The organism is Burkholderia sp. BCC1999, from assembly GCF_905339975.1.
Classification (GTDB): Bacteria; Pseudomonadota; Gammaproteobacteria; order Burkholderiales; family Burkholderiaceae; genus Burkholderia.
Genome location: NZ_CAJPHP010000013.1, coordinates 200,606 through 217,481 on the forward strand (window position 1 = coordinate 200,606; position 16,876 = coordinate 217,481).

Sequence of the window (16,876 nt, forward strand, 5' to 3'; positions counted from 1 at the left end):
CATGAAATCCGCCGTCTCGCCCTCGCTGGTTCGCCCCGTCCATCTCGTGCCGTCGCAAGGCGCCGCGCTGTCGCCGCTGTTCGAGCGGCTGCGCACGGAAATGCGCGGCGACGTCCACGCCGATCGCGCGAGCCGCGGCCGCTACGCGACCGACGCATCGATCTACCAGATCATGCCGCTCGGCGTGGTCGTACCGCGCGACCAGGACGACCTGCGCATCGCGCTCGACATCGCGCGCGACCGCAAGATCCCTGTGCTCGCACGCGGCGCCGGCACGAGCCAGTGCGGGCAGACGGTCGGCGAGGCGCTCGTCGTCGACAACAGCAAATGGTTGAACCGGATCGTCGAATTCGATGCACAAGCGCGCACCGTCACCGTCGAACCCGGCATCGTGCTCGATCACCTGAACGCGTGGTTGAAGCCGCACGGGCTGTGGTTCCCGGTCGACGTGTCGACCGGTGCGCAATGCACGATCGGCGGGATGGCCGGCAACAACTCGTGCGGGTCGCGCTCGATCGAGTACGGCAACATGGTGCACAACGTGCTCGCGATCGACGCGATCCTCGCCGACGGCAGCGAGTGCCGGTTCGGTTCGCTCGCCCAGCCCGTCACCGACCGCCGCACGCTCGAGCTGCTGCACGGCGTCGAACGCATCGCGACACGCGAGCGCGACGAGATTGTCGAGCGCGTGCCGAAGGTGCTGCGCCGCGTGGCCGGCTACAACCTCGACCTGTTCGACTGCCAGAACCCGCGCGCGTACACCGACGATGGCCACGCGAATCTCGCGCACCTGCTCGTCGGCTCGGAAGGCACGCTCGCGTACAGCCGGCAGATCACGCTGAAGCTCGCGCCGCTGCCCGCGCACAAGACGCTCGGCGTCGTGAACTTCCCGACCTTCTACCAGGCGATGGATACCGCGCAGCACATCGTGAAGCTGAAGCCGGTGGCCGTCGAGCTCGTCGACCGCACGATGATCGACCTGTCGATGGAGAACCCGGCGTTCCGGCCGGTGATCGAGCAGGCGCTCGTCGGGCAGCCGCAGGCGATCCTGCTCGTCGAGTTCGCGGGCGAATCGCGCGATGCGCAACTGACGCAACTCGACCGGCTCGCCGAACTGATGGCCGATCTCGGACTGCCCGACAGCGTCGTGAAGATGACCGATGCCGGCGCGCAGAAGGCGCTGTGGGACGTGCGCAAGGCCGGGCTGAACATCATGATGAGCATGAAGGGCGACGGCAAGCCGGTGTCGTTCATCGAGGATTGCGCTGTGCCGCTCGAACACCTCGCCGAATACACGCGCCGCCTGACCGACGTATTCCACAAGCATGAAACCGAAGGCACGTGGTATGCGCATGCCAGCGTCGGCACGCTGCATGTGCGGCCGATCCTCGACATGCGGCGCGACGGCGCGACGCGCATGCGCGAGATCGCCGAGGAAGCGGCAGCGCTCGTGCGTGAATACAAGGGCGCGTATTCGGGCGAACACGGCGACGGGCTGTGTCGCGGCGAATGGGTCGCGTGGCAATACGGCCCGCGCCTGAACGCGGCGTTCGCGGAGATCAAGGCGCTGTTCGATCCCGACAACCGCTTCAACCCGGACAAGATCGTCAATCCGCCGAAGATGGATACGCGCGAACATTTCCGTTTCGCGCCTGGCTATGCGGCGCTGCCGCTGCGGCCCGCACTCGACTGGTCGGCCTGGAACGTCACGCGCGACCCGCTGACCGGTGAAGAAACCGCGCCCGGCTCCGGCACCGACATCACGCACGGGCTCGCGTCGGCCGTCGAGATGTGCAACAACAACGGCCACTGCCGCAAGTTCGACGCGGGCACGATGTGTCCGAGCTATCGCGTGACGCGAGACGAGCAGCACGTGACGCGCGGCCGCGCGAATACGCTGCGGCTCGCGGTGACGGGCCAGCTTGGCGCCGACGGCCTCGCCAGCGACGACGTGAAGGCCGCGCTCGACCTGTGCGTGTCGTGCAAGGGCTGCAAGCGCGACTGCCCGACGGGTGTCGACATGGCGCGCTTCAAGATCGAGGCGCGACATGCGTGGAACCGCAAGCACGGCACGACACTGCGCGAACGGCTCGTCGCGTACCTGCCGCGTTATGCGCCGTGGGCCGCGCGGATGCGTGGCGCGATCGCGTTCGCGAATGGCGTGCCGGTCGTGGCGTCGTGGATGAAGCGATGGATCGGCCTCGCGCCGCAGCGGGCGCTGCCTGCGTTTGCGCGGCCGTTCCTCGCGAATGTAGGTGCTGGCGCGAGTACGTCGGCACCTTCGCAAAAAGGCGCGGCCACCCGCGAAGTGCTGCTGTTCGTCGATACGTTCAGCAACTACCAGGAACCCGACAATGCACGCGCCGCGCAGGCCGTGCTCGAAGCGGCCGGCTACACCGTGCATTTCAACGTGCGCGAAGGCGAGCGGCCACTGTGCTGCGGCCGCACGTTCCTCGCGGCCGGGCTCGTCGACGAAGCGAAGGCCGAGGCGAAGCGCACGCTCGATACGTTGCGTCCGTATCTCCAACGCGGCGTCGCGATCGTCGGGCTGGAGCCTTCGTGCCTGCTGTCGATGCGCGACGAGTTTCTTGCTTATGGCTATGGCGACGAAGCGGCGCGACTCGCAAGCCACGCGTTCCTGTTCGAGGAGTTTCTCGTGCGCGAACAGGAGGCCGGCCGGTTGTCACTGCCGCTGCACGCAATCGATGCGAAGGAAGCGCTCGTGCACGGCCATTGCCATCAGAAGGCGTTCGGCGCGTTCACGCCGGTGCAGACCGTGTTGCGCTGGATTCCGGGGTTGAAGGTGTCGCCGCTCGAATCGTCGTGCTGCGGGATGGCCGGCAGCTTTGGCTATGAAGCCGAGCACTACGCCGCGTCGCAGGCGATGGCCGAACTGTCGCTGCTGCCGGCGGTGCGGGCGCGAGTCGAAGGCGCGATCGTCGTCGCGGACGGCACGAGTTGCCGGCATCAGATTCAGGATGGCGCGCAGACGCAAGCCGTGCATGTGGCGCGTGTACTGGCGCAGGCGCTGCGCGGTTGACGGCCGGCGCCACGGCAGCCGAGAAATTGGCTCGGCGTGGATATGCTCGTGGTCGTCGATATGATCAACCACCCATTACGTCATTAATGCCACTCTCTATCGACGCGCAGGCGGTCTGCTCCATACATGGGGGCACGGTAAGCCATTCGAGCAGGTAAGCCACTGGAGCAGCTTTGGCGGGTTTGAAAAGAGATATATCGGGCCCGCCAAGTAATTTCAACACTTTGCGTTAAACACGGTCAGAGCAATCCTTGAGCTTACGAGTATCTTTGAGCTCGACATAAATTTTTTCGTTCGCCCTCCATTACCCTCCCCGAACTGATTGATTTCGAGGTCGGCTGAAAGAGCACGGTGTACTCTGTGTCAAGAAAGACCAGCATAGTCGTGGCCTCTTGGGAGAAGAACTGGAACGTGATTGCTCGGTAGCTTTCGAGCGCACAACTGATACGTGCCGCTGCAGTCTCTCTGTCGGCAGTCAATCGGACTCGCTATTGTGTCGGGACGAATAACTGATTGATCAATTCACTGACGATCTCGAATGTGCGTGAGACCGTGTTGTGAAGGACACCTGAGCCATGAGCGTATTCGTTGCGAATCCTGGGCAATGTATCAATGAATATGCCGATCCAGTCATCGAAATCCTCGGGCATCGGCTCTACATTCGAGTAGTCGATCTGGACCGTCGTCAATCCGAGGCGCTGCATCTCTTGGAGTTTCTGGTGTTCGGCTCGATGTCTGGCGCGCTGCAGTGCTTGCTCCCGTGACCACGAAAACCTGTCGTTAGATATCGCCTTTCGCTTCATTGCTTCTTTCAGCAATTTGTTCAAACCGCGAGGCGGCTCGGCCCTGACCAGCGACGATCGCTCGATCTCGGTAGTTAACCACTCGCGCAACGCGAACTCCAACGATGTCAGGGCTTGCTGTTCCGCTACAGGATAGAAGCGATAGACGAACCACGCATATGCATAGAGATTTTTTGCCGTCTCGAAATGGATCCGAACCGACTCTGGCACATTCACGCTGAGTGTGAACAATGCTACGTCCTCGAGATGCTCGGCTGCAGTGCCTGGCCGGAAATTCCCAATGGTCCTGTCGAACCGAGAAAAATATCCGTTTCTGATGTCGGGCTCATAAAGCGAGTCGATCGTCCTCAGCAAATCGCATGGATGTAGAGTATCCAACGCCTTTTCTTCCATTTCCGGCCTACATTCCAGTTAATTGTCCGGATCGACTGAACGATCCTCGCCAGCCGACGTCTCCACGAATGCTGTTCCGATCAACAACCTCACCTCGGGCGACAAAAATTCTCACCCCGACCAATTATCAATTGACGGCCATCAGACTGACCGCTGCTTGTCTGAACGAAGCAGATCGTAAGCGTGCCCACGCGAGATCCTCAGGAACTCTCGCACCTCAGCCAACATTATCAGCAGTACTTTATCGCTACGGCATCTATCACTGCGGCCCGCCCATTCCGCCCATCAGCGTCATCAGCTGTTCACGCAGCCACCGGCTGCCCTGATCCTGATCCGCGCTGCGATGCCAGTAGCAAAAGTAGTCGAGCCCCGGCATCTCGAACGGCAGTTCGAGAATGCGCGCCGGATAGCGCTGCAGCAGCCGCAGCGGCGCCGTCAACGCGAGATCGCCGCGCATCGCGATCAGCGGCGCGACCATGTAGTGCTGCACGCGCATCTGGATGTCACGGCGCAGCCCGAGGCGCGTCAGCTCCGCATCGACGTGCCCGCTGCCCTTGCGGCGACTCGACACGTGGATGTGCCCCATCGACAGGTAGTCGCCCATGGTGAGCGTGTCGCCCTTGAACGGGTGATCGTCGCGGATCATGCAGGCGTAGCGGTCTTGCACGAGCAGCGCCTGATGGAGGTGCGGATCGCCGATCAGCGGCGCGTCGATCGCGATGTCGACGGAACCGTTCGCGAGCGCGGTCGCGACCTCACGGCGATCCATCGTGTAGCTGCGCACGTGCATGCCCGGCGCATGCGTCTGCAGCAGTTCGCCGAGCGCCGGCAGCAGCAGCGCTTCGGTCAGGTCGCTCATGCTGAGCCGGAACACGCGCTCGGACGACGCCGGATCGAACACGTCGCCCTCGTGCGCGCTCGAATCGAGCAGTTGCAGCGCTTCGCGCACGCGGCCGACGATGTTCTCGGCCATCGGGGTCGGCATCATCCCGGCCGGCGTGCTGACGAACAGCGGATCGTTCAGCGTCTTGCGCAGCCGCGCCAGCGCGTTGCTGACGGCCGGCTGCGTGAGGTTCAGCACCTCGGCCGCGCGCGTCAGGTTGCGCTTGGTGTAGATCGCGTCGAATACGACGAACAGGTTCAGGTCAATCTTCGAAAGGCGCATCGCCGGATCTCCTTGCCGGCATCTTACGGCGCGCGCCTCCCGTTCGTCCATGTTCGCCAGGCGAATCGTGCGGCCGGTCAGCCGCGCGGCGGCGGCGTCAGGTACGGTGCGGTCGAACCGGGCTCGCCGTCCTTGATCTCCATCCGCGCGATCGCCTGCAGGTGCACCTCGTCCGGGCCGTCGGCGAAGCGCAGCGCGCGGCCCCAGGTCCACAGGTCGGCGAGCGGCGTATCGGGACTCAACCCCGCCGCACCGAACACCTGCATCGCGCGGTCGCACACATCGGTATAGACGGTCGGCACGAGCGCCTTGATCATCGAGATCTCCTTGCGCGCGGCCTTCGCGCCTACCTTGTCGATCATCCACGCGGCCTTCAGCACCAGCAGGCGCGCCTGGTCGATCTCGATCCGCGAACGCGCGATCCATTCGCCGACGGTGCCGTGCCGGTTCAGCGGCTTGCCGAACGCGACACGCGACTGCGCGCGGTCGACCATCAGTTCCAGCGCCAGTTCAGCCGCGCCGATCGAACGCATGCAGTGGTGGATGCGGCCAGGCCCGAGGCGCGCCTGCGCGAGCGCGAAACCGCTGCCTTCCTCGCCGAGCAGGTTGCGCGCCGGCACGCGCACGTTGTCGAACGTGATTTCGCAGTGCCCTTCCGGCGCGTAGTGATTGACCACCGTGATGTTGCGCACGACCGTCACGCCCGGCGTGTCGCGCGGCACGAGAATCATGCTCTGCTGCTGGTGCGATTCGGCTTCGGGATCGGTCTTGCCCATTACGATGAAGATCTTGCAGTTCGGATGCGCGGCGTTCGTGATGAACCACTTGCGGCCGTTGATCACGTACTCGTCGCCAACGCGCTCGATGCGCGTCGTGATGTTCGTCGCATCCGACGACGCGACGTCGGGCTCCGTCATCGCGAACGCCGAGCGGATCTCGCCGCGCAGCAGCGGAAGCAGCCACGCCTCGCGCTGCTCGGGCGTCGCGAACATGTGCAGCAGCTCCATGTTGCCGGTGTCCGGCGCATTGCAGTTGAACACTTCCGACGCCCAGCTCACGCGCCCCATGATCTCGGCGAGCGGCGCGTATTCGAGGTTCGTCAGGCCCGTGCCGGGCTCGTCGTCCTTCAGGTGCGGCAGGAACAGGTTCCACAGCCCTTCCGCCTTCGCGCGCTCTTTCAGCTCCTCCATGAACGACACGGGATACTGGCCCGCATGCACTTCCTCGTTCCACTGACGGATGCGCGGCACGATGTGCGCGTCCATGAATTCGCGCACGCGTTCGCACAGTGCTTCCACTTTCGGGGTGTAGCCAAAGTCCATGATCGACTCCTCGAGATTTTCGTGTTCCGTTCGGTCAGAAAGCCGAGACACCGCCGTCGACGGCGACGGCCTGCCCGGTCAGATACGTGTTTTCCTTCGCGCACAGCGTCAGCATCGTCGCGACGATTTCGTCGGGCCGGCCGAGCCGCTTCATCGGCGAGCCCTGCGCGAGAAAGTCCTGGCGATCGCCGATATCGCTATCGGTGACCATCGGCGTCGCGCTGTAGAACGGGCATACCGCATTCACGCGAATGCCGTGGCGCGCGTATTCGAGCGCGGCCGTCTTCGTGAGCCCGACCACCGCATGCTTCGACGCCGCGTACGCGGCCAGCTTCGGCGCGCCGCCGAGCCCGGCCATCGACGCGACGTTCAGGATCACGCCTTCGCGCTGTGCGAGCATCTGGCGGATCTGGTGCTTCATCCCGAAGAACACGCCCTTCGCGTTCACCGCGAAGCTCAGGTCGAGATCGGCTTCGTCGGTGTCGATCAGCGCCTTCATCGGCGGTGCGATGCCCGCGTTGTTGATGCCGACGTCGAGCCGCCCGAAGCGGGCGGCGGCTTCATGCACCAGCGCCGCCACGTCCGCTTCGACGCGCACGTCGCAGCGCTGCTCGATCACGTCGGCGCCGGCCGCGCGCAGCGGCGCGGCCACGCGTTCGAGCGCTTCGCCGTTCAGGTCGCCGAGCGCGAGCCGCGCGCCCATCGCGGCGAGTTCGTTCGCGAGCAGCGCGCCGAAGCCGCTCGCGGCGCCGGTGATCATCACGGCCTGGCCGGCGTAGCTGTCGATTTTCATCGCGCGCTCAGATCGTCAGGCCGCCGTCGACGACGATGCATTCGCCGTTCGTGTAGCTCGCCGCGTCCGACACGAGATACAGCACGGTGCCGGCCATTTCGCGCGGCTCCGCGTGGCGGCGCAGCGGGATCTTCGCCTTCCAGGTTTCGTAGATGTCCTTGTCGGCGAACAGCGCGCCCGCGAACTTCGTCTTCGTGAGCCCCGGCAGCAGCGCGTTCACGCGAATACCGAGCGGCCCGCACTCCTTCGCGAACGCCTTCGTCATGTTGACGACGGCCGCCTTCGTGATCGAGTAGATGCCCTGCCGGTCGCCCGGCTGCAGCGCGTTCACCGACGCCGTGTTGACGATCGCGCCGCCGCCGTGTTCCTTCATCAGCTTGCCGGCCTCGACCGACATGAAGAAGTAGCCGCGGATGTTCACGTCGACGGTCTTCTCGTAGGCGGCGAGATCCGTATCGAGGATGTGCCCGAAATACGGGTTCGCGGCCGCGTTGTTCACGAGGATGTCGAGCCGCCCGTGCCTGCCGCGGATGTGCTCGAACGTCGCCGCGATATCTTCCAGCCGGCCGACGTGACAGGCCAGCGCCTCGGCGCGGCCGCCCGCCGCGACGATCGCGTCGGCCACGGCCTGACAGTCGTCGAGCTTGCGGCTCGACACGATCACGTGCGCGCCCTGCTCCGCGAGCAGTTTCGCGATTTCCTCGCCGATGCCGCGGCTTGCGCCCGTCACCAGCGCGATCTTGCCGGTCAGGTCGAACAGATTCGTTGCCATGTTGTCTCGCTCCTCCATTGATGGGTGTGTCGTGTGGCCGCGTACGATCGCGGCGCTTTCAGCGATGCGCGTCGATCACGCTCACGGCCAGTTCGGCCAGCCGGCCAGCCATCGCGCCGACGCGCAGCGCCTGCTCGCTCGACGCGTTGCCCTGCAGCGCGCGCGCCTTCACGCCCTGCGCGATCGACGCGAGCCGGAAGAAACTGAACGCGAGATAGAAGTGCCAGTCGCGGATCGGCTCGATCCCGCGCAGTTCGCAGTAACGCGCGACGATCGCCGCTTCGTCAGGAATGCCGAGTTCGGCCCGATCCTGGCCCGCGAGCCCGCGCACCTGCCCGCCCGACGGTAGCCGCAGGCACATGCAGAAATAGGCAAGATCGGCGAGCGGATTGCCGAGCGTCGACAGTTCCCAGTCGAGCACGGCCTGCACGCGATAGCTGTCGCGCGCAAACATCAGGTTGTCGATCCGGAAATCGCCGTGCACCAGCGCTGGCCGGCCCGTGTCCTCGGGGCAGGCTTTCGGCAGCCAGTCGATCAGCGTCTCCATCGCGTCGAGACGCTCGGTTTCGGCCGCGCGATACTGCTTCGTCCATACGCCGATCTGGCGCTCGAAGTAGTTGCCGGGGCGGCCGTAGTCGGCCAGGCCCACCGCGTCGACATCGACGTCGTGCAGCGCGGCCATCGTCTGCAGCAGCGCGTCGTAGCACGCCGCGCGATCGGCCTTCGGCAGTTCCGGCAGCGCGGGATCCCAGAAGATCCGGCCGTCCTCGAAACTCATCACGTAGAACAGGCTGCCGATCACGTCGCGGTCTTCGCACAGGTGATACGGCCGTGCGACCGGCACCGCGGTGCCCGACAGCGCGGTCAGCACGCGGAATTCGCGGTCGACCGCGTGCGCGGACTTCAGCAGTTCGCCCGGCGGCTGGCGGCGCAGCACGTAGCGGCCGCTCTTCGCGTGCAGCAGGAAAGTCGGATTCGACTGGCCGCCGGCAAACTTCTCCGTGTCGACCGGGCCTTCGAAGCCCGGCACGTGCGTTTCCAGATAGCGCGTGAGGCGGGCTACGTCGAGTTGCTGGGAAGGGTTCGTCATCGTCGCGTGTCGTTCGTGGGTCAGCCGTAGGTCCGCCATGCGTGCCGTTCGGGATCCTCCAGATGCGGGATGCCGTTGAACGACGCGAGGTGGAACGCATCGGCGTTGAAGAAAAACTGCGAAAGACTGCTGTTGCGGATCTGCAGGTTCAGCGCGATCGCGCTCGGCGGCGGCGCCGCGAGCACCTGCTGAACCGTGACCGCGATCGGGCCGCCGGAGCTCACCGCGAGCACGCGCTGGCCGCCGCCGTGGCGGATGGCCGCGCGGGCATCGGAAACGCGCTGCTGGAAATGCGACCAGGTTTCGGGGGCCGCGTCGCCGAGCTTGTCCTCGGTCCACAGCTGCAGCACCTGCCGGAGCGCGCGGAAATGCTCCTTCATCGAGCCGGCGGCAAGCCGTGCGATCTCTGGGTAGTCGTGGGCGGCGGCCGCGAACAGCCCGTGGAAGTCGTATTCGTTCAGGCCGGGATGGCGGTCGACCGGCACGCCTTCGCGGCCCATCCCGCGCAGGATCGCGTCGACCGTCTGCGCGTGGCGGGTCATCGTGCCGCAGATCACGCGGTCGAACGCCAGGCCCTGCCGCGCGAAGTATTCGCCGAGCCAGACGCCCTGCTGCTCGCCCGCCGCGGAAAGCCGGTCGTAGTCGTCGGTGCCGAACGACGCCTGCCCGTGCCGTACCAGAAAGAGTTCAGCCATCGCATGCCCGCCTGAGTGAAGGATTCAGCATAGCCAGCGGGCGGCCATTTTTAAAATTTATTTGATGAATGAGCGGGTATTCACCATGGGAATCCCCAATTCACCGGGACGGAACGTGTCGCCGGACCGGCCGAACCGGCACACGCCCCCCGCTCCCCCCGCGCCGCTTACTCGCGCGTCCACCCGTTCTGATAAAGCTGCCCGGCCAGCACGCCGAGGCGCGACGCTAGAACGTAGTTCTCGCCATCCTCGATCAGCGCCGAACGCACGTCGCGGAACAGCTTCTCGATCGGGAATTCGCGCGTGGTGCCGTTGCCGCCGAACAGCTGGAACGCCTCGTGCGTGATCTTCATCGCTTCCTCGGTCACGCTCACCTTCGCCTGCGCGGTCGCGTACGGATGGCTCTGCGGCGACATCCGCGAGAACGCGAGGCTGCGGCGCGCGATCGCACGCGCCATCTCGAGCCGGCGCAGCATCTCGCCGACGCGCAGGTGCGTCATCTGGTGATCCATCAGCAGCGCGCCGCCCTGCTTGCGCTCGTGGCAATACGCGAGCGCCAGTTCGAACGCGGCGCGCGCCGCGCCGACGAACACCTGGCACATGTGCGTGCCCGCATACGACCACGTCGACGCGAGGTTGCCGAGATAGTCGTCCTTCAACGCCACCGCGAAGCGCTTCGGCACCTTCACGTTGTCGAAATAGATTTCGCCCTGCGGCAGCGAACGCTGGCCGATCTTGTCGAGCGGCTTGCCGCGCGATATGCCCGGCAGGTCGAGCGGCAGGATCATCGCGATGCCGTTCGTGAACGCGCTGCGCTCGCCTTCGCCGTAAAAGCCGTCGCCGTAGTCGGCCGCCATGTACGCGAGCGCGACCTGCGCGACCGAGCCGTTCGAGATCCAAGCCGAGCTTTGTCCGTTGATCACGATCTCGTCCGCGCCGACCTTCGCGGTCACGTTGCCGACCGGCTGCCGGCCGTTCGCGCCGAGTTCCTGCCGATACAGGATCGCCGCGTCCGACCCGCGATCGGGCTGCGTGTTCATCCAGCAGCCGACCTTGCCCGCGCACATCTCGACCAGTTCGGGATTGCCGACCGTATGCGCCATCATCAGCGGCATCGTGGCCGCGCCGATCGACACGGCGAGGCCCGAGTCGCCCCAGCCGAGCTCCTCGCCGATCAACGACTCGATGCGCACGGCCGTTTCCGGCGGAAACTGCGCGATCAGTTGCGGATCGAGCCCGAGCTTCGCGCTCTCGACGATCGCGGCCCAGTATGGCGAGCCGGGCGCGATCACCTCCTCCGCCGTCATCCGGTCGAGCTCGCGGCCGATCGGCCGCAGCACGTCGCGCGCAAAGCGGTGAACCGTGTGCTGGATTGCGCTTTCCTCTTCGCTCAGCGGCGTCTCGAAGCCGGTCATGCCGACCACGGGCAGCGCCGCGGACTTGTTCAGACGAATCATCTCCGTTCTCCTCCTGGACTCGAATCATGTTGGCCGGACAGCGGATGCGCCCGGCCATCCCACACCTAGTAATACATACCAAACATAGGTCATCATGACAAACACAGGAAGCAAAAAAAAGACAGGGTATTCCCCTGTCTCTTCTCGCATTGCCGCTGTGGGCTCGCGCGGTTACTTGCCGGCCGGAACCGCCAGCGTGCCGTATGCGATCGCGCGCGAGGTCGCGGTGAAATACGCGTCGAGCGCCTGCGTATGGCGCCCGGTGCCGTATTGCATCGCGAAGCCGTCGGCCAGCGCGATCAGCATCGTCGCTGCATGCCGGCTATCGGCCGCGCTGTGCGCGGAATTGACCGCGCGCAGTAACTGCGCGAGGTCGCGCGTGAGCGATGCATACCATTCATCGTAGAGCTTGAAGCACTCGGGATCGGTGGCCGCGAACGACAGGAAGTGCCGGAACAATGCGTTGTACTTGGCATCCTTTGCATCCTTGATCGAACGCTCGAGGATCTCCTCGAACACGTCGCGCGGCGATGCGTCGCTGCTGATCGCGCGCTTCATGTCGTCGAGGTACGTATCGATGACCGGCTCGATGACGGCCCGCAGCACGGCGATCCGGGTCGGGAAGTAGTACTGCAGATTGCTGACGCTGATCCCGGCGGCCGCGGCAACCGCCCGCTGCGAGAATTCCAGCGGGCCGCCTTCCAGCAACAGCTTGCGTGCGACGCGAATGATCGTGTTGCGCGTGCGCAGGCCTTGCGCGCGCAACCCGTCCGGGTTGCCGGCTGCTGCGGGGGTGGCAGTCGAAGTGCGCCGCTTCTTGCTGCTGCGCGGTTCGTTGGACACTGTCATCGTGTTCGTCGTGAAGGTGGCGTTTCGGCTTCGTCGAATGGACGCTCCGTACCTTACGGAGCGCAAACGACTATACCCGATGCGCGCTTCATTTTCCATCGAGCGGCCCTTCTGCCGGGCCGCACGGCCGGACCCACGTTGCCGCGTCGCGACGCGCGCGTGCGCCGCTACATCGGCCGCACCTTGCGGTTCACGCGCTCGTCGAGCAGGTTCGCGACGCCGAGCATCCCATTGACCGCACACCATCGCAGCGGCTCCGGCGGCACCGACGGGGTCTTGTGCGCCAGCGCGTCGAGCAGCGGCGATTGCCCGTCCCCGATCCGCTCGGCCAGCAGGCGCCCGACCAGCGACTGCGTGCCCACGCCATGCCCCGAGCAGCCGGCCGTGTAGAACACGTTCCCGTGCGCGCCGGCCGCGCCGATCACCGGCAACGCGTCGCCCGCAAACGAGATGTAGCCGCTCCAGCAAGCGCGCACCGGCACGTTGCCGAGTTGCGGAAAACGCGCGTGCAGCGTCTTCAGAAGCGCGCGATACGCATCGTCGTCGGGCACGTTCGGGGTTTGCGATCCGTACACGTAATGCAACCGCTTGGTCGTCAGCAGCAGCGTGTTGCGCGCCGTGAGGCGATGGCTCTCCATCGTCAGGTGCGGCGTGACGATGCCCTCGCGATTCGGCCAGTCCAGCGCCGCGAGCTGCGCATCGGACAGCGGCTCGGTTTCGAGCGCCGACACGCGCAACGGCATCACCTTGTCGCCAAGCAGGCCGAGCTGCGGCGTATACGCGTTGGTCGCGAGCACCAGCACGGGCGCACTCGCGCTGCCGCGTGCGGTGCGAACGCGCACCGTCTCGCCTTCCTCGAATTCGAGCAGCGCGGTGTTCTCGTAGAGCTTGACGCCGGCCGCGAGCGCCGCGCGCCGCAACCCCGTCACGTACTTGCCGGGATCGAGCGTGCCGCCGCCCGGCACGTACGCGCCGAACAGGAAGGCCGGCGGAATCCCGCGTTCGCGCATCGCCGCGCCGTCGAGAAACTGCGCGGGCGAGCCGAGTTCGATGCCGGTCGCCATGCTCTCGCGCAAGCGCTTCTCCTGCGACGGATGCACGCCCGCGCGAATGATGCCCGACGCACGGTAGTCGCAATCGATCGCGTATTCGGCGAGCTTGCGTTCCACATACGCGACGCCTTCGTCGTAGAAGCCGACGATCCGCTTCGCCTGTTCGCGGCCGACCCGCTTGAGAAACAGGTCGTACTCGAGCCCCTGGCCGCCGGCGAGATAGCCGGCGTTGCGGCCGCTCGCACCGAAGCCCGCGAACTCACGCTCGAGCACGACGACGCTCGCGCCGCGCGCGGCCAGCTCGAGCGCGGTTGACAGGCCGGCAAAGCCCGCACCGACGACGATCACGTCCGCGCGGACGTCGCCTTCGAGCGGCGGCTGCACCGGCTCGGGCCGCTCGATCCATCCGCCGACCGGACGATACTTCCGCAACGCCGCATCGGCGCGGATTTCCTCGCCCCAGCGGGCCAGCGGCCCGGCCGCGTCGGCGCCCTCTGCCTGCATCGACGCAGCCGCGCCGACACCGCCCGACGCCTGCCCCGTCTGTGCTACCTGCCCGAACGCCATCGCGCCGTGTGCGTTGCCCATGTCCGCCTCCGTCAGTCCCTGCTCAGAATGTGAATCGCCAGCGCGGCCTCTTCGACGCCCTGCAGGCCGCCGCCGTTCTCCTGGATCGCATGGCGTGCGCCGTCCACCTGCCGCGCGCCCGCTTCGCCGCGCAACTGCGTGACCAGCTCGTACAGTTGCCCGATGCCGGTCGCACCGAGCGGATGACCCTTCGATTCGAGGCCGCCCGACGTGTTGATCGGAATGCGCCCGCCGAGCGTGAATTCGCCGCGCTCGGCCGCCGGGCCGCCTTCGCCGAGCGGCACGAAGCCGAGGTTCTCGGCCTGGATGATTTCGCCCATCGCCGACGCGTCGTGTACTTCGGCGACGTCCATGTCCTCCGGCCCCACGCCGGCCTGCTCGTACGCTTGCAGCGCGGCGAGCCGGCCGATGTGCTTGTGCGGCTCGTCGAGGCGCCGCCGCGTAAAGCTGCGCAGCACGCTCGCGGCGATCCGGATGCAGCGGCTACGATCCGCGCCGATGCGCTCCAGCCCTTCCTCGGTGCAAAGGATCGCGGCCGCCGCGCCATCCGACAGCGGCGCGCACATCGGCAGCGTGATCGGGTACGTGATCGGCGCGGCCGCCAGCACCTCGTCGATCGTGAACGGCTGCCGGAACTGCGAATACGGGTTGTGCACCGAATGCCCGTGATTCTTCGCCGACACGGCGGCAATCTGCCGCTGCGTCGTGCCGTACGTGTGCATGTGATGCCGGCACATCGCCGCGTAGATCTTCATGAAACGGCTGTACGGGCGATCGGATTCCGACCCGGGCGGCGGCTCGATCCCTTCGCCGAGCCGGGCGAGCGTCGCGAAATTCTCGTCGACACGCGACACGTCCCAGCCTGCCTCGAACAGCGCGAACGATTTCGCCTTGTCCGCGACGTTCATCTTTTCCGCGCCGAGCGCGAGCGCGACGTCACACGCGCCCGACTGCAGCTCCCGCACGGCGAGGTGAACGGCCGTGCTGCCGGAAGCGCACGCATTCTCGACGTTGAACACCGGGACACCTTCAATGCCAATCTTGCTGAAGATGACCTGGCCGGGAATCGACAGCTGCCCCTGCAACGCGCCGTTGGTGATGCCCGAATAGAACGCCGCGCGGATCGCGTCGGCATGGCAGCCGGCATCCCGCAACGCGCGTTGCAGCGCCTCTCTCGCCAGGTCGTCGAGGCTGCGGTCGAGATGCCGGCCGAACACGGTCATCGCAATGCCGGCAATGTAGATGTTGCTCATCGTATGGAATCCGTATGAATCAGGCTCAGATCCTGCGTTGCTGGCCCTGCCAGTATTGTTCGCGCAGGTCCTTCTTCAGCACCTTGCCGGCCGTGCTGCGCGGCAGCGCGGCGACGAAGTCCACACTCTTCGGCGCCTTCACCGAGCCGAGTTTCTCCTTGCAGAGCCCGACCAGTTCTTCCGCGCTCACCTGCTGGCCGGCATTGAGCTCGACGACGGCCTTCACGGCCTCGCCCCATGTATCGTCGGGCACGCCGATCACCGCGCAGTCCTGCACCGCCGGATGCGCCCAGATCACCTGCTCGACCTCGCTCGGATAGACGTTGAAGCCGCCGCTGATGATCATGTCCTTCTTGCGGTCGGTGATGTGCAGGTAGCCTTCTGGATCGAGATGACCGATGTCGCCGGTGTGCAACCAGCCATCGACGATCGTCTCGGCCGTCTTGTCCGGCGCGTTGTAGTAGCCCTTCATCACGAGATCGCCACGCACGCAGATTTCGCCGGTCTCGCCCTGCTTCAGCACGTCGCCGCGCTCGCCGACGATCTCGACGCGCACCAGCGGGTTCGGCCGTCCGACCGACGCCAGCCGCGTGTCGGACGCAATCTTGCCGTCGACGAAATGCTCGGCCGGCGTCAGGTACGAGATCGACGCGGGCGCCTCGGTCTGACCGTAGCCACCCGTCATCACCGGGCCGAACACGTCGATCGCGCGCTTGAGCTTTTCGACCGACATCGGCGCGGCGCCGTACAGGAAGTAGCGCAGCGACGAGAAATCGACCTTGTCGATGCCGGGGATGTCGAGCAGCCGGTAGATCACCGTCGGCGGCAGGAAGAACTCGGTTACGCGGTGCTTGACGATCGCGCCGAGCAACAGCGCGGGGTCGGGTTTCGGCAGCACGACGACCGTGCCGCCACGCGCGGTGCACGGCAGCGACATCATGCCGGCCGTGTGCGTCATCGGCGCCGCGGCGAGATTCACCGGGCGCGCGTCGCCGTATGTCATCGCGATCATGAATTGCGCGAAGTACGTCTGCAGCGAACGGTGTGTGTTCATCACGCCCTTCGGCGCGCCGGTCGTGCCGCCCGTGGCGGACAGCGCGACGACGTCGTCCATCGCGTAATCGACGGCCGGCAGCGTCGCCGGCTGGCGCTCGCTCCAGGTGGCCAGCGACGGCGCCCACGGCAGGTCGGCATCGAGGCACACCCACAGCCGGATCTTCGGCAGGCTCGGCCGCAACGCGTCTATCGCGGCCGCGAACGCCTGGTGGAAGAACAGCACTTCGCAGTCGAACGCATCGAGCACGTACTGGTTCTCGGCCACCGCGTTGCGCCCGTTCACCGGGATATATGCGAGCCCGGCACGCCACATGCCGAGCGCGCAGCTCCAGCCGATCACGTCGTTGTCCGCCCACACCGCTGCCTTCGCCTCCTTCGCGAAGCCGGCGGCGAGCAGCCCGTTTGCGATGCGGCACGACAGCTCGCCGATCTCCTGGAACGTGTAGCTGCGCTCGTCCTGGATATAGGCGATGCCGTCGGGATTGAGGCGCCACCCGCGGTCGTAGAAATCGATAATGGCCATGTCACAAGTTCCGTTGGGTCTGGTC

At 66.0% G+C, this 16,876-nt stretch carries 13 protein-coding genes; 1 reads left to right on the forward strand and 12 read right to left on the reverse strand.

Annotation, left to right across the window (positions count from 1 at the left end; all coding sequences use genetic code 11):
* Position 1: 1 nt before the first annotated feature.
* Complete coding sequence (locus U5809_RS20715; protein WP_322087936.1) at positions 2-3,040, forward strand: FAD-binding and (Fe-S)-binding domain-containing protein; 3,039 nt, start codon at positions 2-4, stop codon at positions 3,038-3,040.
* A 488-nt stretch (positions 3,041-3,528) separates the two neighbouring features.
* Here U5809_RS20715 and U5809_RS20720 read toward each other — a convergent pair whose 3' ends face one another.
* The 12 genes from U5809_RS20720 to U5809_RS20775 form a co-directional block, all read right to left on the reverse strand.
* Positions 3,529-4,236, reverse strand: coding sequence for a hypothetical protein (locus tag U5809_RS20720; protein ID WP_322087937.1), 708 nt, complete (start codon positions 4,234-4,236; stop codon positions 3,529-3,531).
* A gap of 259 nt (positions 4,237-4,495) precedes the next feature.
* Entirely contained in the window at positions 4,496-5,401 is a 906-nt protein-coding gene (locus U5809_RS20725; RefSeq protein WP_322087938.1) for a LysR family transcriptional regulator, read from the reverse strand.
* A gap of 77 nt (positions 5,402-5,478) precedes the next feature.
* Entirely contained in the window at positions 5,479-6,723 is a 1,245-nt protein-coding gene (locus U5809_RS20730; RefSeq protein WP_322087939.1) for an acyl-CoA dehydrogenase family protein, read from the reverse strand.
* Positions 6,724-6,757: 34 nt separating this feature from the next.
* Entirely contained in the window at positions 6,758-7,516 is a 759-nt protein-coding gene (locus U5809_RS20735; RefSeq protein ID WP_322087940.1) for a glucose 1-dehydrogenase, read from the reverse strand.
* A gap of 7 nt (positions 7,517-7,523) precedes the next feature.
* Positions 7,524-8,288, reverse strand: coding sequence for an SDR family oxidoreductase (locus U5809_RS20740; protein WP_176048715.1), 765 nt, complete (start codon positions 8,286-8,288; stop codon positions 7,524-7,526).
* A 58-nt stretch (positions 8,289-8,346) separates the two neighbouring features.
* Positions 8,347-9,378, reverse strand: a complete 1,032-nt coding sequence (locus U5809_RS20745; RefSeq protein WP_282508086.1) for a phosphotransferase — start codon at positions 9,376-9,378, stop codon at positions 8,347-8,349.
* A gap of 20 nt (positions 9,379-9,398) precedes the next feature.
* Positions 9,399-10,073 (reverse strand): histidine phosphatase family protein, encoded by a 675-nt coding sequence (locus tag U5809_RS20750; protein ID WP_322087941.1) that lies wholly within the window; start codon positions 10,071-10,073, stop codon positions 9,399-9,401.
* Positions 10,074-10,240: 167 nt separating this feature from the next.
* Positions 10,241-11,530 (reverse strand): acyl-CoA dehydrogenase family protein, encoded by a 1,290-nt coding sequence (locus U5809_RS20755; protein WP_322087942.1) that lies wholly within the window; start codon positions 11,528-11,530, stop codon positions 10,241-10,243.
* Between the two features lie 171 nt (positions 11,531-11,701).
* Positions 11,702-12,379, reverse strand: a complete 678-nt coding sequence (locus U5809_RS20760) for a TetR/AcrR family transcriptional regulator (RefSeq protein ID WP_176048719.1) — start codon at positions 12,377-12,379, stop codon at positions 11,702-11,704.
* Between the two features lie 167 nt (positions 12,380-12,546).
* On the reverse strand, positions 12,547-14,019 hold the full coding sequence (locus tag U5809_RS20765; RefSeq protein WP_322087943.1) for an FAD-dependent oxidoreductase: 1,473 nt from the start codon (positions 14,017-14,019) through the stop codon (positions 12,547-12,549).
* A gap of 11 nt (positions 14,020-14,030) precedes the next feature.
* A complete protein-coding gene (locus U5809_RS20770; RefSeq protein ID WP_322087944.1) occupies positions 14,031-15,272 on the reverse strand; it encodes a thiolase family protein in 1,242 nt (413 codons plus the stop codon).
* A 25-nt stretch (positions 15,273-15,297) separates the two neighbouring features.
* Positions 15,298-16,851: an AMP-binding protein gene (locus U5809_RS20775; protein ID WP_322087945.1), complete on the reverse strand. Its 1,554-nt coding sequence runs from the start codon at positions 16,849-16,851 to the stop codon at positions 15,298-15,300.
* Positions 16,852-16,876: the final 25 nt, after the last annotated feature.